Genomic DNA, 20,225 nt, shown 5'->3' on the forward strand with positions numbered 1-20,225 from the left:
GGTTAATAAAACAGAACGCGTGGGAAATAACATATGGTATAGAGGGACTTTAAATAACCGTCAGGTGTTTATTCATGAATCTTATTTAATAGACAATCGTATGGTTTATGAGGACTTTAATGTAACTTTAAACGAAGCTTTAAATAGACAAATGAATCAGTTACAGCAAACCGATAAATATCGAAACAGCCCGGCTTTTGTGCATCAAAATTACGTAACAAGTAACAGAACAACTGCAAATGTTAATGTTAGAGCTGCTGCAGACACAAGCAGCCATGTTTACGGACTTTTAGAAAGAGGTAGTATTGTAAATATTTTAAGCAGTCAAAATAACTTCTATCAAATTAGTTATCAAGCATGGAGGAACCCGACGCGACAAGATGTCCAACAGTATTTAGACCCATCTAATAACGATATCTTTCAACACCTTTCTTTATCTGATAGTGTTGGAGTAAATGCCAGTTCATTAAATAATATTTTAACAGGTAAAGGAATTTTATCAGGAAAAGGCCAAGCCTTTATTGATGGTGGGAAACAGCATCAAGTAAATGAAGTTTATTTGATTTCTCATGCTTTACTGGAAACCGGGAATGGAAGTTCTGCATTAGCTAAAGGTGTCGAAGTAGGAACGAACAGCTCTGGTAATCCAGTTCTTGCAACATCTAGTAATCGAAGCAGCTTAAATAATATTCAAACAGTGTATAATATGTTCGGAATTGGAGCTTTTGATGGTGATGCACACCGTGCAGGAGCAGTACGTGCATATCGTGAAGGCTGGAACACGCCAGAAAAAGCAATTATCGGTGGAGCAAAATTCATTGGTTCTAGTTATATTCACAATAGCTATAATCAAGATACTCTTTATAAAATGAGATGGAATCCAGCTAACCCTGGTTATCCACAGTATGCTACAGATATTGGTTGGGCAACAAAGCAAGTAGGAAATATTCAAAATATGTATGCTCAGCTAGATAACCCTGTACTAAGATTTAAAATACCAAGATATAAATAACTTAAAAATAGCATCCTATGAAAATATAAAAATAGGATGCTATTTTTAGTATAAAATTAAAGAAAGTTAAGGATAAGCTTTTCTTATCGGTGAGAAGGGATACCTCCTAATATAAGAACTACCTCTGTACCTAGTTTTAACAGGTAGTAGAAGGTAGTTTTTTAAGAATAATAATTCCTAGCAGGTTATTTTTACCTATAAATTAGATTTAATATATTTCCTTAATGTTTAATTAGATATGGTTGTCATAAAATCTTTTTTTAGGTATTATGTATATTGTTGTTTTATTTTATTATATATTTTCTAATTAGCTTAGTATTTGTCATATCAATACTCGATTTTCTGGTTATGTTTGATTTGGAACAGCTACATTAAAAAGATAGTTTTAATTCGTTAACTACCTTTTTTACAGCTTTAATTATGAAATTCCACATTTAATAAAGCATAAAAGATTATTTAATTTTAAGGAGGGAACATTTTGGAGTCTATTGTAAAAGTAAAAGATAATGATCTTTTTTTGAAAGACGACTACGAAGACTATAATAATAGATCTTTATTAAATGGTAAAAGAAGAATGCCGTTTAAAAAGTTTTATATTTATAAAAATAATGAAATTGTAATAGAAAATAATAAACAGACTGGTGAAATAGAAATCTTAGAAAAGCTTCCTAATAAAAAAATTCCCAATACTTATATGATAATCTATTTAGACCCGGTTGGAAGATTATCTTTTATGATTATGAGGGAACATAAGATACTGCCAGATGTTAAAGTATTAGAAAAAGCTGAGTCATCTCCCCCTCATAAAATCTTAAAATTTAGTTTTTTTCGCTCCCTATTTATTTTCGGCATCATTAGATTTAGGTACTCGAATATGTTAGACGTAAAAATCGCTATAGGGTATGATAAATCATTAAATTATGATTTTAAATATATATTACCTAGGTTTTTAAGAAAGATATTCTCAGAAAATACAAATAAATTCTCTTTGTTAACACAATTAGGTTTTTGTAGAGTTAAATTAAAAGATGTCTTACATAAGTACGAGCAAAGTAGCGAAATTAATAACCCTATTTATATAAAATCTCATACTTTTGATGACTTAAATTACTACTATCCTCTAAAATTTAATGGGTATGATTCCTATGATAAAAAACATTATATATATAGTTCTAGAAGATATACAATTAAAAAAAATCGTATTCAAACTTTCCTAAGAAAATCTATAACTGGGCAATTAGTTTTGGTTGTAAGCGACTATTTAAATAAAACTGTTGAGATAAAAGAAATATTAGCTAAATTATTCACATTAATAACACCTAAGAAAAGTTATGATATATATTTTGAAAAATTTTCTAGTGGAGCAAGTGAATCAGCGTTTGAAGTATTTAAATACGCAAAATCCCAAAATGATAAAAAAGCTGTGTATATATTGAATAAAAAACATGAAAAGTTTAAGGAATTACAGAATCACTTCGGCCAAGATAGTATAGTAGCTCATAACTCGATTAAATCTTTTTATTCAATATTTAATGCTGATAAATTAATTTCTTCAGATTTATCGACGCATATACTTAGAAATCTTTATGATAACAGCAAAAATTTGAAAAAAGTAATATTAAATACAAATAAAAAGATTTTTTTACAACATGGGATTTCGCTTGCTACCAATGTTTTTGAGAGAGGTTACTATAATAAGAAAGTGCCAATAGCACCCGATTATGTTGTTACGAATTCTAAAGTAGAAAGTAGCTATTTTATGAAATACCCAAAATATAAAAGCGATCAACTAATTCAAGCAGGCACCCCTAACTTAGATTTATATGTTAAAGAAAAAGAACACAGTAAGAATGAAATTAGCTTTTTATTAACGTGGAGACCGTGGGATTTAACAGGTAGAATTGAAAGTAATTCATATATTGACAGATATCTTCAATTTTTAAAGCTCGTTAAAAAAGAAAAATTTTATGATTCAAAGAAAATCAACTTAATATTGCATCCCAAGGCTAAATTATTACTTGAAAATCAGTTTAACGATATTTATGAATCTATTCAGCAGTTTCTGTATGATGGAGATATAAAAGATGCCTTATTAAGTTCAAAAGTTGTTATTACTGACTATTCTTCTATTTGCTTTTATGCGTTCGCTGGAGGTAGTAACGTAGTATATTTTTGGGGAGATAAGGAATTGGCGGAATCTGAGTATGGAGCTCCAAACATATTACAAAAAAATAATTGTTTTGGTGATATAGCTTATGATTTAGAAGAAAGTCTTCATGAGAAGATAGTTAAGAATTATTCAATAGAACAACAGGAAAAATATATTGAAAAGTTCAATGAGTTAGTCGAATATACTTCTGGTAAAAACACACAGAATGTTTATAGATTTATAAAGAGTATTATTTAACTTTTTGAAACTGAATGTAAATTCGGGAACATAGTAATAACAGTCCAATAATTGAACAAAGTGTTAATAATACATTGAGTTATATTTTGATATAGAAGAATTATAAAATAATATCCTAGAGTTTATTTACTGATAAGCTCTAGGTTTTTTATAAAATCAAGGAAATGATGGCTCTTCCTTCTTCCAATAACTGGATTAATTATTTTATTCCCAGACAGTGGCTTAAAACTCCGTATGTCTGGGTTAAATTACCTGCAATACTAAATAAGGAAATATTTTCTTATTCAAAAAGTTAAACTGAGAGTGCTATAATGTTAATTTATCTTGGGAATATGAAATTATTACTTATAAATAATATTTCACTTCTCTTATGATTGTGTTTTAGGAAGAGAACTTGTATAATTTAATAACGTGAATATAGGTTATTCTTTTATTGAAAGGAAAAAATAATGAATTTTTTATGGAAGGTTATTAAAGAACAAATTAGTCATTTTTATCTTATTAGAAGATTGTCATTATATGAGTTAAAAAATAAAAATAAAAATAATTATCTTGGAATGGGATGGGAAATATTAAATCCTGCTATTCAAATTTTAATTTATTGGTTTGTTTTTGGTTTATTGTTGTCTCGAGATGATATTACAATGGGAGGAGAACCAGTTCCATTTATTACTTGGTTAATTGGCGGATTTTTCGTTTGGATATTCTTTTATCAATCTACTGTACAAGGGTCTAAATCTGTTTTTTCCCGTTTGAAGATGCTTTCTAAGATGAATTTTCCTATGAGCATTATACCAAGTTACGTTATATTTTCTCAGTTTTACGTGCATCTTATAACGATAGTCATATCTATTATAATTTATCAGTTTATGGGTTTTTATATTAATATTTACTATTTGCAGTTAATTTATTTTATGATTGCAACATTGATTTTTTTATTCGCAATTTCTTTAATCACATCAACTATTTCAACAATTGTCAGAGATTTTCATATGCTATTAAATTCAACTTTAAGAATGTTTCTTTATATATCTGGCGTATTATGGCCGCTCAGTAAGCTTGAGGCTCTAGATTTTCCATGGTTAATGAATATTATGCAATTAAACCCGCTATATTATTTAATAGAAGGCTACCGTGCAGCGTTTTTTGGAACAGAGTGGTATTTTATAACAAATGGATTGTTAACACTTTATTTTTGGCTTGTAGTTTTCTTATTGTTAATAATTGGGGCTGGCTTGCATATGAGATTTAGAAAGCATTTTATCGACTTTTTATAAAAGGTATGTGTTGAAAATGGAAAAAGCAATAATAGTAAAAAACGTAACGAAAAAATATAAATTATATAATGGAAATAAAGAAAGATTACTTGATTTAATCACCCCTAAAAGCTATGGTAAAGACTTCTATGCACTTACAAATGTAAATTTTGAAGCAGATAAGGGAGATATTGTTGGGTTTATTGGCATTAATGGATCTGGTAAGTCTACATTGTCCAATATTATTGCTGGGATTTTACCTGAAACAAGTGGTTCAGTAATCTTGAATGGTGAGGCCTCTATTATTGCTGTCTCTGCTGGATTGAAAGGAGATTTATCAGGTAGAGATAATATTGAAATGAAATTATTAATGCTGGGGTTTAATAAAAAAGAGATAAAACAGCTTGAGCCAGAAATAATAGAATTTGCGGAATTAGAGAATTTTATCGACCAACCAGTTAAATCTTATTCTAGTGGAATGAAATCCCGTTTGGGCTTTGCGATTTCTGTGAATGTTGACCCTGATATATTAATTATTGATGAAGCATTATCAGTAGGAGATAAAGCATTTGCTGAAAAAAGTTTAGAAAAAATGAGAGAGTTTAAAAAGCGTGGAAAGACAATGATTTTTGTCAGTCACTCGCTTGGTCAGATGAAAGAATTCTGTGAAAAAATTCTTTGGTTAGAATATGGAGTAGTTAAAGACTATGGTAATACGGAAGATGTTATACCTAAATACGAACAATTCTTGAAGACATGGAAAAAAATGAATAACAAACAACGAAAACAATATCGTAGTGAAAAAATTGCTGAGAATAGTAAGTATTTACAAAGTAGATCTTTTATTTATGGTCAGGCACGAAAACAATGATATCCCAAGGTTTGCAAAGTTTTTAAGAATTTGCAGCTACCTAAAAAGATAATTATAAAGAAATACTACTTGAATTTGTTCTGTTGTATCCAATAAGTCCAGGCTTTCGTTTACCCAGAATTTCAATTATAAAAAAAGTGCCTTCCAAGTCTTGTATAATGAAATTGGAAAAATATCCAAGAAAGACTTGAGGGCACATCTATTTGAATTAATCAAATTTCATTAATTAAGGAAAAACCACAAAGATTTTTAAATGAAGTCATCTACATCTAATTATCTAATTATGTTTTTCTTTATTGTTTTTACTGAAAAAATATCTGCATAGAAAACAACTATAGAAAGCACTAAATGGCATTACAGTTTCTACACAGACAGAAAAATATCAACTATTTTGAAAGATCTCTGGCCGATTACTAAACACCCCATCAACCCCATAAGAAACAAGCTCTTCATAACACTTCCAATCATTCACCGTATAAGGAAAAACACTATATCCAGCATTTTTGCATGCTTGGACAAACGTTTGATCAACATAAACATGGTTTGGATGAACACTATAAATAGGTAGGCCACTATTCTTAACATATTTCCAAGTATCTAAAAGACGATAATGAAAAAGCATTCCTAAACGTAATGTTGGGTGAAGGTGAAAAATATTTTGCAGAGCAACATGATCGAATGAAGAAATGATTACATTATCCAGTCGATTATATGTTTCCAGACAATCTAACAGCTTTTTCTCGATTCCCGGATAAATAACAGGAATATTTTTTATTTCTACATTCAAAAGAACCTCGGCAGGTGTGATGGAAAGAACATCTTCAAGACATGTCAGGTGTACACCCTTATATTCCTCGCTAAAACCTGAACCAACATCAATCTGTTGAATTTCTTCCCAGGTAAGATCTTTGATAAGAGTAGTGCTCTTTTTATTAAATCGAGTTAATTTTGCATCATGACAAACAACTAATACATCATCCTTGGTTAATTGTACATCTAATTCCATTCCTTTTGGTCGATGAGATAATGCTTTTTCAAAAGCAGGCAATGTATTTTCAGGCGCTTCTGTTAAGGAACCCCTATGCGCAAAATTTAATACCAAAAAGAATACCTCCTCCGTCTTGAGTGAAATCATATATCTTATCTTTATGTTTTCTTCTTCGTGTTTATCATATCATAATGAAATGAGGAGACATAACAAACCAATTAATTTTGTTAACATTGTATTATTAAAATTTACATTTACTTAACATGAATCGACATGGGGATAGTATAGTTGTATAATATAAATACATAATAAGGGGAGATAGGGGTGTAGCAAATGGTGCAAATTGTTCTGTTGTCAATGGTCAGTTTAGTTGCTGGATTGATTGTGACACCGATTGTCATCAAGTATTCCAAAAAACTGCATATTACTGACAAACCGAATGCACGAAAAATTCACCAGGAACCTATCCCAACCCTTGGCGGGATAGCGATTGCAATCAGTTTTATTGTCGGATTGATTATCCTTCAGCCAGCAAGTGATTTTCATTTGTCCATACTTTGCGGGGCAGCAGTGATATTGCTCCTCGGAATTTTTGATGATATATATGATTTGTCGGCAAAATTTAAATTTGTGATTCAAGTATTGGTTGCCTGCATTGTAGTCTTTTGGGGAGGACTTGAAGTAGAATTTATTAACCTGCCGTTTGGCGGTGAATTAGAGTTTGGTTTATTTAGTGAACTGTTTACAATTCTTTGGATTGTTGGAATTACAAACGCAATTAACCTGATTGATGGATTGGATGGTCTTGCAGCAGGTGTTTCTAGTATTGCGTTGATTCCTATTACTGGCATGGCTATGATGATGGGAGACACGTATGTTACTACGATGGCATTAATATTGTTATTTAGTGTGCTCGGATTTTTAAAATATAATTTTTACCCGGCGAAGATTTTTATGGGAGATACAGGAGCGTTATTTCTTGGTTTTATGATTTCTGTCTTATCCTTACTTGGATTTAAGAATGTTACCGTTGTATCTTTTATTATTCCAATCTTTATCTTGGGTGTTCCTATATCAGATACGTTAATTGCGATGATACGGAGAAAATTAAATAATCGCCCGATGTCCAGTCCGGATAGTTCCCATCTCCATCATCGATTGATGCAGTTCGGTTTCTCACATAAGCAGACGGTGCTTTTTATTTACTTGTTGAGTGCATTATTCAGTGTTTCAGCTATACTGTTTACAATGACTACTTTATGGGGCTCCATACTAATTTTAGCTGTTATTCTGTTCGTTCTGTTGATATTGATTGATACATTAGAAATGATTAATAGCAAATTTAAGCCGTTAAGTACTTTTTTTAAACGGTCATCACATTATAGATATTGGAAAAAATGACAAGTGCGTAATAGAGAAAAAATTATAAATAAGAAATGAACCGTGGGGAAGGACATAAAGAATATGCAGAAAGACTGCCGAAGTGTAACCGTGATGGATATCGACTTTGTTAATAAAACACAATATCAATTTTTAGTAGAGGACATTTTCCCTGCCCTACACCGTAAAGATAAAAAGTTTATCGTGACGGCTAATCCAGAGATAGTGATGAAGGCACGGGAAGATGATACTTTTAAAAAAGTGATTCAAGAAGCAGATTATACGGTACCGGATGGTATTGGTATTATCTTGGCGGCTAAAATGCTTAAAACACCATTACAAGAGAGGATTGCCGGGTTTGATTTAACACTGGATTTATTAAATTATGCTGACGAATATGAATTAAGCTGTTATTTTTTGGGAGCTAAAGAGGACGTCAATGAAAAAGCTGTAAAAAGAGTGGAGTCAGACTATCCTAATATTCATATTGCAGGAAGACATAATGGGTATTTTGATTTTGATGACCGCAAGCTTGCAGAAGAAATTGCAGCAACATCTCCCGATATTGTTTTAGTAGCTGCTGGATTCCCAAAACAGGAAAAATGGATTGCGGCATATAAAGACTTATTTAATCATGGATTGTTTATGGGTGTTGGAGGAACATTTGATGTACTGGCAGGGGAAGTTAAGCGGGCTCCAGAAATATGGGTTAAATTAAACCTGGAATGGTTTTATCGTCTGCTGCAGCAACCAAGAGTGAGAATCAAGCGTACACTGAAGCTTTTTGAATTTATGTGGATTATTTTAAAGAATAGAAAAAAGTGACCGAAGCATGCTTTAGCAGCGATTATTATTTTTACAACACGAGTAAAGTTCGGACATTAGCATGCTTGTATTTCCATAAATAACAGAGAAGAGGATTTTCCCATTTTATTTCATATGGGAAAATCCTCTTCTTAATTTACTTTCTTAGGAATTGAGATCGAATAGATGGACTCAATTAACTGATTAAGCTTTCCCTCAACCCGGTGGAGCAAGTAAAAGGTCACCGCTGCAGGAAATCCAATATCGGTTAATAGAGAAATCCATGCTTCCATACAATTCACCACCTTTTATTTAAATGATTTTCAAGAACAGACAGGACAGATAGACGATGATGGTTATCTGTATTACCTAATAAAAGACAATGCCGTGAGGAGAGCCTCCTCACGGGACAAAGTCTGTAACACTAGAAGAATTATAATTCAATCTCTTCTACAATACGTTCAACAATGCGGGCACTGTGTATTTCAGTCAAATCTCCGCCTGTGGAATAAAGAGCATTTTCACGAAGAATAGTATCCATTGCTTCTTGAATGGATTCCGAATTAACCGGTTCTGTAGGATGATCTACCGAATAGGTTACAACCTTTCCCTCTGCATTTAAAAACTTCAATTCGAGTTTTCTCATGTGTTTTCACCTCCTCTCTGGAAATTTTAGAGCTTAGGCTTCATCTTCGTGAATTTCAGAAACATCACGACGACTTACGCCATAAAGCTCATGCTGCTGAACAGATGCGAAAGCATTTGCTGTTTCATAAAGCTGTTCAGGAGTGGCCTCTGGTTTTACATTGTTGAATCGTTTTTGCTTCAGGATAAACTCACCGGAAATTGGATCGAAACCCTCATTCAGTGTAAGCTGCAAAACAGATTCAGTCAGTTGAGCAACTGCCATGTTTATCACCTCCTCTCACCCCTATAGTCGTTTCCCATTCAAAAAAGGGGGCACGTTTGTAAAAAGAATTTTATTTTTTTCTAAAAGACCATTCGAAAAAATAAGGAGAAATGCCTGCAAAACACTGATATCAAAGGGTTCAGAATACGAAACAAATATAAAAGTCAAAAATTGTCGATAAAAAGATTGTAAAATAGTCAAAATGGCGTTTTAAGCCGAAAATAGGATAAAAAAGGAGGTTTTTAAGAGCAAAACGTCATTTTCCCCCGTGTAAAACGCCATTTTGTACGGGGGAACAGGCTAAAAGGGTAATATGACATAATATGTAGATCCTGCTAGATTAAAAATATCTTGAGAGAAAGGAGGATGAATAATGACAAAGAAAAAATGGGAGCTGGAAGATTTTATTGAACAAAATCAGCGTAGAGTATACTATCAGATGTCAAGACTGCAAATTGATGAAAGGGAAGGAGATTACTTTCAAGAAGGGCTTGTAGCAATGTGGAAAGCTTATGAAAATTATAATCCCGATAAAGGGCCGCTAACTACATACATGAATTTTCAGATTCGTAATCGCTTAGTTGATGTGCTCCGTCAATCCATTGTGGAAAGAAAATATATTGAGCAGCTGGGTATTCAATTTAAAGGTGAGACACAGTCCGGAAACTATATGGATGGAAACAAAATACCTTCTGAAAGTGAGGGAGAAGCTAATCCACAGGGGATTATTAATAAAACAATTGAAAGCGATTTCAGTGATTTAACAGCTGTACTGACTGATAAACAAAAGGTTTGGTTCGACTATGCTATTGTAGAAGGACTATCTAATCAGGAAATTGCTGAGAAGGAGCAGATAAGCTTAGAAGCAGTGAAAAGCTGGGCGAAAAGTGCAAAGCGCAAACTTCGTAATCTGGACTGGGAAAAACAGTAAGATAAATGGATTATAGATGCGTTGTAAAGCTGGCATTTTTATAATCCATAAAAGATTGCTATAATGATTTTAGAAATATTAAATGAGAAGGATAATTTTTTTAATATTATAATGTATGTACTTGGAGTGATAGTTTTGACAAAGCGTATTAAAGTAATGACTATCTTTGGGACAAGACCTGAAGCAATTAAAATGGCACCGCTTGTGCTTGAATTAAACAAACGTACGGAAGAATTCGAGTCCATTGTAACAGTGACTGCTCAACATAGAGAGATGTTAGACCAGGTGATGAAGATATTTGGAATAACTCCAGACTTTGATTTAAATATTATGAAGAAGCAGCAGTCTCTTGCACAAATTACAACCCGTGCTTTAGAAGGCTTGGATGAAGTAATGAAGAAGGTAAAACCGGACGTTGTGTTAGTTCATGGTGATACCAGCACTACCTTTGCAGCTTCTGTTGCAGCTTACTATAATCAAATTGCAGTAGGGCATGTAGAGGCAGGACTGCGAACATGGAATAAATATTCTCCATTTCCTGAAGAGATGAACCGTCAGCTAACTGGTATCATAGCCGATTTACACTTTGCTCCTACTGAAAAAGCTAAACAAAATTTGATTGATGAGAATAAACCTGCTGAACAAATATTTGTAACAGGAAATACGGCAATTGACGCATTAAAAACGACAGTTAATAAAGCCTATTCCAGTAAGATTCTTGATGAACTGGGTGATAAGCGTCTTGTGTTAATGACTGCGCATCGCAGAGAAAATCTGGGCAATAATATGAAGCAGATGTTCAGAGCGATTAGCCGATTAGTAGAGGAGCATAAAGATATTCAAGTTATCTACCCTGTACATTTAAATCCAGCTGTTCAAGAAACAGCAAATGAAATCCTGGGAAATAATAAACGTATTAAATTGATTTCTCCACTGGATGTGGTTGATTTTCATAACTTTGCAGCACATGCACATCTAATACTGACCGATTCTGGAGGCGTTCAGGAAGAAGCTCCGTCATTAGGTGTTCCTGTACTAGTATTGAGAGATACGACAGAACGACCAGAGGGGATTGATGCAGGGACATTAAAATTAGCTGGTACAGATGAAGATACTATTTTTGATATGGCGAATCAATTATTAAGTAATCAACAAAAGCATGATCAAATGGCAAAAGCTTCGAATCCTTATGGAGATGGTGAAGCATCAAGAAGAATAGCAGATTCAATTCTGAGCTATTTTAAAAATTGAATTATGAAATGACAAGTGCCAATATAACATAAAAAATTCCTTTCCAGCTATCTCTGGAAAGGAATTTTTTATTAATAAGGACTTCCATCTGAATTATATTCGTCTGTTTCCTCATACGATTCTTCTTCTTGATAGTAGCTCTCACCCTGTTCTTGGTCAGAACCTTCTTCCTGATAAGAACCATCTTCTTGATAGGTTCCTTCTTCCGTATTTGATTCTCCATAAGGATCCTGGTTTGTTTCGCCTTCTCCTTGATAAGGGTCATTCTGTTGACCTTCAGCCTCGTTTGTTGTTTGTCCTTCATCTTCAGCAAGAGAACTAGAAATCTCCAAGTGCTCTTGAAGCATAGCTCTTGTCTGTTCTAATGCCACTTCGTCAAGCAGCCAATAGTAAGTAGAACCCGGCTGATAATCGCTGCCTTCTAAGGTAAAGCTTTCAATGTCCAGCCCGCCAGTTCCGAAAGTAATAAAGGTCATCAGCTCTTTGAATGACATATTTGTATTCATATTGCTGCCAACTGCCGCAATAAGATCATCAAAATTTAAAACAGATCCGATAGATGTTGCTTTATCCGCTACAGCATTAACAACTTCCATTTGCCGTTTACCTCGTTCAATATCGTTATCCAATTTACGGGTACGTGCGAATGCTAATGCTTCTTCACCATCAAGCTCTTGCTCTCCAGGATAAAGATGAATAGCTCCTGCTTTATCCGAAGAATCCTGCTCCGTAAACTCAAATGGTACATCGACATTTATGCCGCCAATCGCATCCACGACATCAACAAAAGCGTGGAAATTAACACGTACATAGTAATCAACTGGAATATTCATTAAATTTTCAACAGTTTCAATCGTTGCTTTTGGTCCGCCATAGGCATGGGCATGTGTGATTTTATCCTCACGCCCTACTTCTGGTACATATACATACGTATCACGAGGGATACTAATTAATTTAACGCTCTTTTCATCCTTGTTAAAGGTTGCTAACATAAGGGTATCCGAACGGGAGGTTTCTGCATTATTACGTTTTTCATTTTCGTCAACGCCAATAATTAGAACAGAAACATTATCGATATTTGGGTCAACCTCGAAATCCCTTAAATCAGATTTCTCGCGTCCGTCATCTTCAAAAGAACCAGTGACAGCATTATTTGCTTTAACATATAAATAACTTCCATATCCAATAACTGCAAGCAAAGCTAAGGCGACCACAACTAAAGGTATTAAAATCCCTTTTCTAAGTTTGCGCTTTTTTCGCGTAACTCTGCGACTCTGCACCTTTTTATGTTTTGACATTACAAATCTCCTTTTTTACAAGAAATATGGACTCATTTCTTGATAAACCACTCTTAATTCTACTATGAAATAATTGATTAGTAAATTTACAATTACATTACATGTCCTTTTTTGTCGATATGTCCAAATACTTAGTTGTCATCCTTTAAATTCTTTTTGATAATTGTAGAAGAAATACCGTCTGCTGGCGTCTGTCTGGGGAAGTAGATGACTTTACAGAAAGAACGCAGTTTATCAAATTATCCTTTTCAACAACTCTCATAACAAACATATCGATTAAAGAATGATGTTTAGAATGTCATAGGAATGAAAAGACTAGCTAATATTAAGTGTATTAGAATAATCGGTGGATAATTCTACAATAAAATAATCATTCGTTTTTTCGGGGAATTTTATTAAATCCACATGACCTATATACAATAAATCAGAGGTTCCATAAGTGATAAAAGTACGTATCATTTCTACCTCCTAAAAGCTTATTAAAATAATAGTAACATAAGGAAGGTTAAATGAATAAATGAGAGCGACAAAAAATATGCTTTTTTTTAACCAATATAAAAATTCAGTCTTGTATTACAATTTTATATAGCATATATATTCGAAATATCTTTCTCTTGATAAAAAAGTGTGAAAGAGGGTTAATTCGAACAGTAATCCTTTTTGTATAGAGAACGGAATTGGTTGTGATACCTAAAAATCTTCATTGATGAAACTCACATGTTATTTTGTATATAAAAAAATCTGTATCTACTGTTTAAAACAACAGCAGATACAGATTTTTAATCCTATTAATATATGAAATTAATAAAAGCGTTTATAGCTGTCGAAATGTGAACTCCAGTAAGAGTTACTTAGAGATGTTACTGTAACACCAGTAGAAGTTCCTGCATGAATGAACTGATTATTTCCAATGTAAAAACCCATATGAGAAGGACCAGATTTATATGTTCCAGAGAAGAATACTAAATCTCCTACTTGAGGGCTGCTGACTGTATAAGATTTGTTATAGTATCCTTCAACATTTGTCCGCCCCATACTTTTACCAGCCTGATTAATTACGTAATGAATAAATCCACTGCAGTCAAAACCACTGCTTGGAGATTGTCCTCCCCAAACATAAGGCTTTCCAGTCTGAGCTTGTGCAGTTGAAATGAGTTTATTTACATCGTAACCAGCACTGGAAGATGAATTGCTTGAAGAACTATTGCTGTTGCTGCTGGAACTACTGCCAGAGCTTTTATTAGAACTGGAACTGCTTGAGCCACTTACTTTTAACTTCTGACCAACAATAATTAAATCAGATGATAAATTGTTGATAGATTTTAAGTTAGATACTGTAGTACCCTGTTGACTCGCAATTTTAGAAAGGCTATCACCAGATTTTACAGTATAGGTGCTAGAAGAACTAGAGCTGGAAGAATTAGATCCAGAGCTTGAATTAGAACTGGAGCTTGAACTAGAGCTGCTGGAACCGCCACTGCTGACACTTAATTTATTTCCTGGGTAAATTAAGGTAGTAGATAAATTATTCCACTTCATTAAATTGTTTAAAGAAATACCATGTTTATGTGCAATACCGCTTAATGTATCACCAGATTTTACTGTGTATGTACTTCCGCCAGAACTGCTTGACCCGGAATTAGAGCTGGAACTTGAGTTAGAACTTGAACTCGAAGACCCGGTTGTTTTTAATACCTGATTCGGAAAAATAAGATCCGAAGAAAGGTTGTTAAGAGATTTTAGTTTAGAAACAGTTGTTCCTTGATTTTGTGCAATCTTCCAAAGATTATCGCCGCTTTTTACTTTGTAAGACGCTGCGTCAGCACTGTCTGTAGCAACAAAAGCAGATGCAATTGCTGCTGAAGCAGTAACAGATAAGAGTATTTTCTTGTTTGTCATTTGTGTATTGCCTCCTTAGATTTTAGTGTTCGGGGTGTTGTTAGATGTGTGCTGAATATGATTATTTGTATGGAGACCAAAGAGGAGTGCTTTAAAGAAAATAATAATAGTTAGATTACTATTCTCTCGAAGCTTTGTCCGTACGATTAAATGAAGAAGAATATCTTTAAATACATACGTAACAATCTTGGTACAGGAACAAATTGCATATTCGACATAGGACAACAAGATGTATTTTACCCACAGATGTATATTAATTGTAATTTTAGAGTGTGGTTTAATAGTTTTATAATGAGGTATTACTAGTTTATTTAATTACAAACATAATACAAATAGAAATTTATGCATCTGTCTATAAAAAATAATTCCAATAAATACATCTTTATAAAAGTATATCGTTTTATAGATAATTATGGTAGATGATATATGGATTTGTAATATGTTTGTAATGTTATCAGGGGGAGTTCTATGGAACTACTTTTTTGTAGGATTACAAGATATAAAGATTTAGATAGGTTGAATAGTCCCTTGGGGAAGTGATATTAATAGTAATATAGTAACGAGTGAGAAGTTGTTTTTCAGTATTGAATGGCTTTAGGAGTTCTAATAAAAAGGTAAAAATTTGTTTTATTTTGCGAGAAGAGTAGATGTATCTCCTGACCAAAGGGAATGTAATAAAAATCACGGAGTTATTACTATTTATGTGTTAATAAGGTAGAAAATGAAATGTAACCTATATATTATATATGTATTAATCTATTATTTATTTTAAAATGTGTGATGTGTTGTAAGTACAAAGCCTTGGAATTGTTTTGTATTGTTTATATTAAAGAGGGCTACTACCATTTTAACTTTAGATATGGTAAAATATTCATATAAATATACATAGATTGGGGAGATTAGGGTGAAGAAATTATTATTTTTGTTATTTGCAAGCGTGTTAGTATTAGCAGGATGCGGTGAGAATGAAGAAGGTTCAGAAACGGATAATGAAACTGCATCTGCAGAGGAAACAAATAATAATGATAATGAAAGCACAGAATCAGAAGAAACTGATGGTGAAGAGGCAGAAAGTGAAGAAGTAGAAAACGAAGAATCAAATGAAGAAGAGAATGACGAATTCTTTGAAGACAATGTGCTCCAAACCGATAAATTTAAGATTGAAATTACTGAAACTAAAGTAATTCCAGCAGGTGAAAAAGGTAATGAATATGGAGAAAATCCTGTGTTCGCTATTTGGTATAATACAACTAATTTATCTGATGAAGATTTAGACCCTTCAACAGCTTGGATGTTTACGTTTACTGCAATACAAGATAATGATCCTAACATAGAAAATGAGCTCTCAGTAGGAATGCTTCCTGATGATGCACATTTGGACACTCAAATGGCGAATATAAAAAAAGACGGAACAGTAGAGAACTCTATCTCCTATGAATTGACTGATACAGAAACACCAGTTACCTTGGTAGCTATCAAAGATTTGATTGGTGATGAAATAGGTAGAGCAGATTACGAGATAGAATAATTAAAATAAGACTCAACAATAAATTAAGACATCCATTTCAGGGTGTCTTTTTAATTGTCTAGCATACAATGTTAAATACTTTTGATTCTATACTGAATTACTAGCTTTTATTTAATGATAGAAGAGAAGGAGAATGTATTTTTTTGAAAAATACATAAGGCAAATTATATGAGAAGAGAAAGAAAAGTTCCCATTAATGAAGGCTCACTTTAATTACTCTTATAAAAGAGTAATATCCAATGTAATTCGATAAATCATGTCATTTCCCGGGAAATAACAACAAAAAATACATTTATTCAAGTGATAGCGTTATAATAGAGAAAACAAAACATAAGCCATGAAAAAAGAATGGAGGAAATAGACAGTGGGAAATTCAAAATTACTTATAAAAAACGTAAAGGAAGCCTATCTATATCAAAAAATTGTGCATGACGTATCTATTATGACAGAGAATGGTAAAATAACACAAATTCTTAAACAAGAAGAGTTAACTGATTTTGAGGGAGAGACTATTGATGCCCAAAACAAATTAAAACTGCTCCCGGGTTTTATTGATTCCCATATCCATGGAGGTTATGGTGTTGATATCATGGATGCTACACCAGAAGCATTACAAATCCTTGCAAATAAATTGCCATCAGAAGGAACTACAAGTTATCTTGCCACAACAATCACACAATCAGATGAAGAAATATCAAATGCATTAAGAAATATTTCTGTATGGACAGTTGATCAACAAAACCAAGGTGCAGATTTAGTTGGTGTCCATCTGGAAGGACCATTTGTAGAGGTATCCAAGGCAGGGGCACAACCAAAGCAATATATTACAGAACCAAATTTAAATAAATTTCTAACATGGCAAAAAGATGCAAATGGACAAATCCGAACAATTACAATGGCGCCCGAACATGATAAAACAGGTAACTTTATAAAAACACTATATAAATCCGGTGTTAATGTTTCTGCAGGGCATACAGATGCTTCTTTTAGCCAGATAAAAGATTCTATTCAATCCGGTGTTAGACAGCTGACACATCTATGCAACGCTATGAACGGTATACATCACAGGGATATTGGAGCAGTGGGAGCAGCATTTCAATTAAAGGATTTACATGCAGAATTAATTTCTGATGGCATCCATGTTGTACCAGAAATGCTGCAGTTAATCTTTGATAATATTGGATCAGATCGAATTATTATGATTACAGATTCCATGCGGGCAAAAGGATTGGAAGATGGAAAATATGAGCTGGGTGGCCAGCCTGTTGAAGTGAAAAATGGACAGGCTACATTGGACAATGGTTCGTTAGCAGGAAGCATTTTGAAGATGATTGATGCAGTGAAAATTATGCTGAAATTGGATGGAGTAGAGCTTGAGGATATTGTGAAGATGACTTCAGTAAATCCGGCAAAACAAATAGGCCTATTTGATAGAAAGGGGAGTATTGAAACTGGGAAGGATGCTGATTTTGTATTGTTAAATGATCAGCTGGATATTGTATATACGATTTGCAAGGGGAAAGTAGCATATGAAAAGGATAATAAGTAATTGTTCAAACGTTTGATTGAGAAGGATATACAGTTTAAATAGAGTTACATGGTTATGAGTTTACTCACACTAGAAATGAATACTTCATTCAGTTTTAATTAAAGCTATACAAGGTAGAAAAGTAATACATTTTATTGATTAAATATATTCTAGTTAAATCAATTGTATCGATCTGGAATAATGATAATATAAAAAAGTTATCAATGATTTCTTAATGAATCATGCAAGAGGGCAAGTAGCATCTACTTCCCAATTTTTTGCCTATGGATTAGCGGTAAAACATGCATTAGAGACTGCTCATACCATTATTGGTAATGAAAGCAAAGAAATAGAAAGATATTAACAAATTATTTATGAGCCACTTGGATTTCCAAGTGGCTCAGTGCATTATCTGTTCAGAAGAAATTGATTAAGAGTGAATCAAATTAATATACTAACAAAAAGAGAGTGTTAGTTCTTTTTCATCAAAAATCCCTACAATCAAACCACTCAATAACCCCCAAAGGATCAAAACAAACAGTATAATTATCATAATAAACAGACAACCCATACTTATCCTTATATCTTTGCAAAGCAGCTTCTAAAAATGCCTCAGTAACCTCCAGGTAATTAGCTAATTCATATTTGTTCCTCAAATTTAACCGGTGAGCTTCTATAATTTTGGATATAGGAATAGTCTTTTCATAAGCCCAGGCTCTGGCCCGCAGCTCTTGTTTTCGGTTAGCAATCTTAGATTGATCTATTATATCTCCGACAGTAGTATGGTAGTGACCCAATTCTTCTGCTAAAATGGACGCTTTGTCTGCGGAGGTTTTTAAATAATTTTTATTTATCCATATGATATTATCTGCATATAATCCTTTAACATTCTTAACCATGGATTTTTCATAAACCTCTACATTATATTTACTGGCGTGATTTAATAATTTTTCATACATACTATTCCTCATTTCTTTTAGAACGTATATAAGCTTTAAACCGCTCAATTTCTTCTAATTCTTCTTCTGTCCAATCTTCTCCATCATGATGAGCAGCAATCGTATCTATTTCGTCTTCGTCAGCTTCTCTTTTATCAGCAGGAATTCGTTCTTTATGTGTATCATACCCCATCAGCCAGGCCTCGTTTACATTTAACGCCTCAGCCAATATATATAATTTATCCTGCCTGGGCTCTGTCTTACCATTTACATATTGACTGAGATCTGTTTTAGATATTTTGATATTATCACGAGCGTATTTTTTAGTTGAGTTAAGTATATCTACTTGCTTTAAATTTCTTTCTTTCATGATTTGCTTTAACCGCTCTCCTGTACTTAATCGCATAATTAGAATCTCCCTTATAAAATTTTTCCGTTTATGTCTGTTTGTAATATATACTCTATTTTAAGTGTGCAGAGAAGCTGCATGATGATTATGTAAAATAATAAACAATGATAACTGACGTAACCAAATATAAAGAAAAAATGATTTGGTAGAATAATTTAAGTATATACAAAGTATAAACTTTATTCAATGGAAAAATTCAATTTATTTGAACTTTAATATTGACGAAAAATAATTTAAATGGTAGGATTTACTAAAGTTCAAATAAATTGAACAAGAGGAAGAGGTTGATACTATGAAATTCAATTACTCGAGTTTATATAGCAAAATTATTGAAAAGTATGGTAGCCAATATAGTTTTGCCAAAGCAATAGGTCTGTCGGAAAAATTAATTGCTCTAAAATTAAATGGAAAAATTGGATGGGAACAAAAAGAAATTGCAAAAGCTATAGAAATACTTGAAATTAATAGTAGTGAAATCCCGAGATATTTTTTTAATTATGGAGTTCAAAAAAATTGAACATAAAATGAATAAATTATTTATATTGAGGAGGGGTTGAAAAATGCTTAAAGATCATTTTTTGGAAGAAGACTATGGTGATGTTATTGAAGAGATCAACCGGATTCTAAGCATCAATGAAAAAGCTTTAAGAATAGCTGGATGTGGTCAATAGGAAATGAAAAATACTATTTTAGAGCAGCTTAATCATGCATTTGAAAATCTCAGAATGCTCAATCAAAAGAAAATTAACCAGCAAAGAGCATCGTCTGTGAATGAAGATATAAGACGGTATATGTTCTAAAAGGAAATGATGGAA

General features: G+C 32.8%; 21 protein-coding genes. 12 read left to right on the top strand and 9 right to left on the bottom strand.

Annotated elements, in window-relative coordinates:
- The 4 genes from OSO01_RS08175 to tagH all read left to right on the top strand — a co-directional run.
- On the top strand, positions 1-1,012 hold a 1,012-nt coding region (locus OSO01_RS08175), incomplete at its 5' end, for an N-acetylglucosaminidase (RefSeq protein WP_147209953.1).
- A 478-nt stretch (positions 1,013-1,490) separates the two neighbouring features.
- Positions 1,491-3,419, top strand: a complete 1,929-nt coding sequence (locus OSO01_RS08180) for a CDP-glycerol glycerophosphotransferase family protein (protein ID WP_246145096.1) — start codon at positions 1,491-1,493, stop codon at positions 3,417-3,419.
- Positions 3,420-3,868: 449 nt separating this feature from the next.
- Complete coding sequence (locus tag OSO01_RS08185) at positions 3,869-4,696, top strand: ABC transporter permease (protein WP_147209954.1); 828 nt, start codon at positions 3,869-3,871, stop codon at positions 4,694-4,696.
- A gap of 16 nt (positions 4,697-4,712) precedes the next feature.
- Positions 4,713-5,546 (top strand): teichoic acids export ABC transporter ATP-binding subunit TagH, encoded by an 834-nt coding sequence (gene tagH / locus OSO01_RS08190; protein WP_147209955.1) that lies wholly within the window; start codon positions 4,713-4,715, stop codon positions 5,544-5,546.
- Between the two features lie 382 nt (positions 5,547-5,928).
- Here tagH and OSO01_RS08195 read toward each other — a convergent pair whose 3' ends face one another.
- Positions 5,929-6,648 (bottom strand): glycerophosphodiester phosphodiesterase, encoded by a 720-nt coding sequence (locus OSO01_RS08195; protein ID WP_186813590.1) that lies wholly within the window; start codon positions 6,646-6,648, stop codon positions 5,929-5,931.
- A gap of 219 nt (positions 6,649-6,867) precedes the next feature.
- Here OSO01_RS08195 and OSO01_RS08200 point away from each other — a divergent pair, with 219 nt between their 5' ends.
- Positions 6,868-7,935 carry an MraY family glycosyltransferase gene (locus tag OSO01_RS08200; protein WP_147209957.1) on the top strand — a complete coding sequence of 356 codons (1,068 nt, stop codon included), beginning with the start codon at positions 6,868-6,870 and terminating at the stop codon, positions 7,933-7,935.
- A 63-nt stretch (positions 7,936-7,998) separates the two neighbouring features.
- A complete protein-coding gene (locus tag OSO01_RS08205; RefSeq protein ID WP_147209958.1) occupies positions 7,999-8,739 on the top strand; it encodes a WecB/TagA/CpsF family glycosyltransferase in 741 nt (246 codons plus the stop codon).
- A 131-nt stretch (positions 8,740-8,870) separates the two neighbouring features.
- On the opposite strand, the gene OSO01_RS08210 is transcribed toward OSO01_RS08205, so the two are convergent.
- From OSO01_RS08210 to OSO01_RS08220, 3 genes are all read right to left on the bottom strand, one after another.
- Positions 8,871-9,011: a YvrJ family protein gene (locus OSO01_RS08210; RefSeq protein WP_147209959.1), complete on the bottom strand. Its 141-nt coding sequence runs from the start codon at positions 9,009-9,011 to the stop codon at positions 8,871-8,873.
- A gap of 140 nt (positions 9,012-9,151) precedes the next feature.
- A complete protein-coding gene (locus OSO01_RS08215) occupies positions 9,152-9,364 on the bottom strand; it encodes a DUF2922 domain-containing protein (protein WP_147209960.1) in 213 nt (70 codons plus the stop codon).
- Positions 9,365-9,397: 33 nt separating this feature from the next.
- Positions 9,398-9,628, bottom strand: a complete 231-nt coding sequence (locus OSO01_RS08220; protein WP_147209961.1) for a DUF1659 domain-containing protein — start codon at positions 9,626-9,628, stop codon at positions 9,398-9,400.
- Positions 9,629-10,001: 373 nt separating this feature from the next.
- Here OSO01_RS08220 and OSO01_RS08225 point away from each other — a divergent pair, with 373 nt between their 5' ends.
- Both OSO01_RS08225 and wecB read left to right on the top strand, forming a co-directional pair.
- Positions 10,002-10,559 carry an RNA polymerase sigma factor gene (locus OSO01_RS08225; RefSeq protein ID WP_147209962.1) on the top strand — a complete coding sequence of 186 codons (558 nt, stop codon included), beginning with the start codon at positions 10,002-10,004 and terminating at the stop codon, positions 10,557-10,559.
- A 135-nt stretch (positions 10,560-10,694) separates the two neighbouring features.
- Positions 10,695-11,810, top strand: coding sequence for a non-hydrolyzing UDP-N-acetylglucosamine 2-epimerase (gene wecB / locus OSO01_RS08230; RefSeq protein ID WP_147209963.1), 1,116 nt, complete (start codon positions 10,695-10,697; stop codon positions 11,808-11,810).
- Between the two features lie 71 nt (positions 11,811-11,881).
- Here the strand turns inward: wecB and OSO01_RS08235 are convergent, their stop codons facing one another.
- From OSO01_RS08235 to OSO01_RS08240, 3 genes are all read right to left on the bottom strand, one after another.
- Complete coding sequence (locus tag OSO01_RS08235; RefSeq protein ID WP_147209964.1) at positions 11,882-13,108, bottom strand: LCP family protein; 1,227 nt, start codon at positions 13,106-13,108, stop codon at positions 11,882-11,884.
- 315 nt (positions 13,109-13,423) lie between these two features.
- Entirely contained in the window at positions 13,424-13,567 is a 144-nt protein-coding gene (locus OSO01_RS23270) for a nucleotidyl transferase family protein (RefSeq protein ID WP_186813591.1), read from the bottom strand.
- A 342-nt stretch (positions 13,568-13,909) separates the two neighbouring features.
- Positions 13,910-15,007: a C40 family peptidase gene (locus OSO01_RS08240; RefSeq protein ID WP_147209965.1), complete on the bottom strand. Its 1,098-nt coding sequence runs from the start codon at positions 15,005-15,007 to the stop codon at positions 13,910-13,912.
- 904 nt (positions 15,008-15,911) lie between these two features.
- Between OSO01_RS08240 and OSO01_RS08245 the strand changes: the two genes are divergently transcribed.
- The 3 genes from OSO01_RS08245 (at position 15,912) to OSO01_RS23915 (ending at position 18,427) form a co-directional block, all read left to right on the top strand.
- Positions 15,912-16,535 carry a DUF5067 domain-containing protein gene (locus OSO01_RS08245; protein WP_147209966.1) on the top strand — a complete coding sequence of 208 codons (624 nt, stop codon included), beginning with the start codon at positions 15,912-15,914 and terminating at the stop codon, positions 16,533-16,535.
- Positions 16,536-16,899: 364 nt separating this feature from the next.
- A complete protein-coding gene (gene nagA / locus OSO01_RS08250) occupies positions 16,900-18,084 on the top strand; it encodes an N-acetylglucosamine-6-phosphate deacetylase (protein ID WP_147209967.1) in 1,185 nt (394 codons plus the stop codon).
- 214 nt (positions 18,085-18,298) lie between these two features.
- On the top strand, positions 18,299-18,427 hold the full coding sequence (locus OSO01_RS23915; protein WP_281289834.1) for a hypothetical protein: 129 nt from the start codon (positions 18,299-18,301) through the stop codon (positions 18,425-18,427).
- 121 nt (positions 18,428-18,548) lie between these two features.
- Here the strand turns inward: OSO01_RS23915 and OSO01_RS08255 are convergent, their stop codons facing one another.
- Together OSO01_RS08255 and OSO01_RS08260 are read right to left on the bottom strand one after the other, a co-directional pair.
- The gene (locus tag OSO01_RS08255) at positions 18,549-19,022 is read right to left on the bottom strand and encodes an ImmA/IrrE family metallo-endopeptidase (RefSeq protein ID WP_147209968.1); all 474 of its coding nucleotides are present in this window, start codon (positions 19,020-19,022) and stop codon (positions 18,549-18,551) included.
- Between the two features lies 1 nt (position 19,023).
- Positions 19,024-19,407 carry a helix-turn-helix domain-containing protein gene (locus tag OSO01_RS08260; RefSeq protein WP_147209969.1) on the bottom strand — a complete coding sequence of 128 codons (384 nt, stop codon included), beginning with the start codon at positions 19,405-19,407 and terminating at the stop codon, positions 19,024-19,026.
- Positions 19,408-19,702: 295 nt separating this feature from the next.
- Between OSO01_RS08260 and OSO01_RS08265 the strand changes: the two genes are divergently transcribed.
- Positions 19,703-19,927, top strand: coding sequence for a DUF739 family protein (locus OSO01_RS08265; RefSeq protein WP_147209970.1), 225 nt, complete (start codon positions 19,703-19,705; stop codon positions 19,925-19,927).
- The last annotated feature ends 298 nt before the right edge of the window (positions 19,928-20,225 follow it).

The sequence above is a fragment of the Oceanobacillus sojae genome, assembly GCF_007991515.1.
In the GTDB taxonomy this organism is placed as follows: Bacteria; Bacillota; Bacilli; order Bacillales; family Amphibacillaceae; genus Oceanobacillus; species Oceanobacillus sojae.

What these genes read in the sequence shown, in the direction of transcription:
- OSO01_RS08225 (WP_147209962.1), top strand. Translation starts at nt 10,002, where the DNA reads ATGACAAAGAAAAAATGGGAGCTGGAAGATTTTATTGAACAAAATCAG.
- OSO01_RS08255 (WP_147209968.1), bottom strand. Translation starts at nt 19,022, where the DNA reads ATGTATGAAAAATTATTAAATCACGCCAGTAAATATAATGTAGAGGTT.
- OSO01_RS08205 (WP_147209958.1), top strand. Translation starts at nt 7,999, where the DNA reads ATGCAGAAAGACTGCCGAAGTGTAACCGTGATGGATATCGACTTTGTT.
- OSO01_RS08240 (WP_147209965.1), bottom strand. Translation starts at nt 15,007, where the DNA reads ATGACAAACAAGAAAATACTCTTATCTGTTACTGCTTCAGCAGCAATT.
- OSO01_RS08215 (WP_147209960.1), bottom strand. Translation starts at nt 9,364, where the DNA reads ATGAGAAAACTCGAATTGAAGTTTTTAAATGCAGAGGGAAAGGTTGTA.
- OSO01_RS08210 (WP_147209959.1), bottom strand. Translation starts at nt 9,011, where the DNA reads ATGGAAGCATGGATTTCTCTATTAACCGATATTGGATTTCCTGCAGCG.
- OSO01_RS23270 (WP_186813591.1), bottom strand. Translation starts at nt 13,567, where the DNA reads ATGATACGTACTTTTATCACTTATGGAACCTCTGATTTATTGTATATA.
- OSO01_RS08220 (WP_147209961.1), bottom strand. Translation starts at nt 9,628, where the DNA reads ATGGCAGTTGCTCAACTGACTGAATCTGTTTTGCAGCTTACACTGAAT.
- OSO01_RS08260 (WP_147209969.1), bottom strand. Translation starts at nt 19,407, where the DNA reads ATGCGATTAAGTACAGGAGAGCGGTTAAAGCAAATCATGAAAGAAAGA.
- OSO01_RS23915 (WP_281289834.1), top strand. Translation starts at nt 18,299, where the DNA reads ATGAATCATGCAAGAGGGCAAGTAGCATCTACTTCCCAATTTTTTGCC.
- OSO01_RS08185 (WP_147209954.1), top strand. Translation starts at nt 3,869, where the DNA reads ATGAATTTTTTATGGAAGGTTATTAAAGAACAAATTAGTCATTTTTAT.
- OSO01_RS08235 (WP_147209964.1), bottom strand. Translation starts at nt 13,108, where the DNA reads ATGTCAAAACATAAAAAGGTGCAGAGTCGCAGAGTTACGCGAAAAAAG.
- OSO01_RS08265 (WP_147209970.1), top strand. Translation starts at nt 19,703, where the DNA reads ATGAAATTCAATTACTCGAGTTTATATAGCAAAATTATTGAAAAGTAT.
- tagH (WP_147209955.1), top strand. Translation starts at nt 4,713, where the DNA reads ATGGAAAAAGCAATAATAGTAAAAAACGTAACGAAAAAATATAAATTA.
- OSO01_RS08200 (WP_147209957.1), top strand. Translation starts at nt 6,868, where the DNA reads ATGGTGCAAATTGTTCTGTTGTCAATGGTCAGTTTAGTTGCTGGATTG.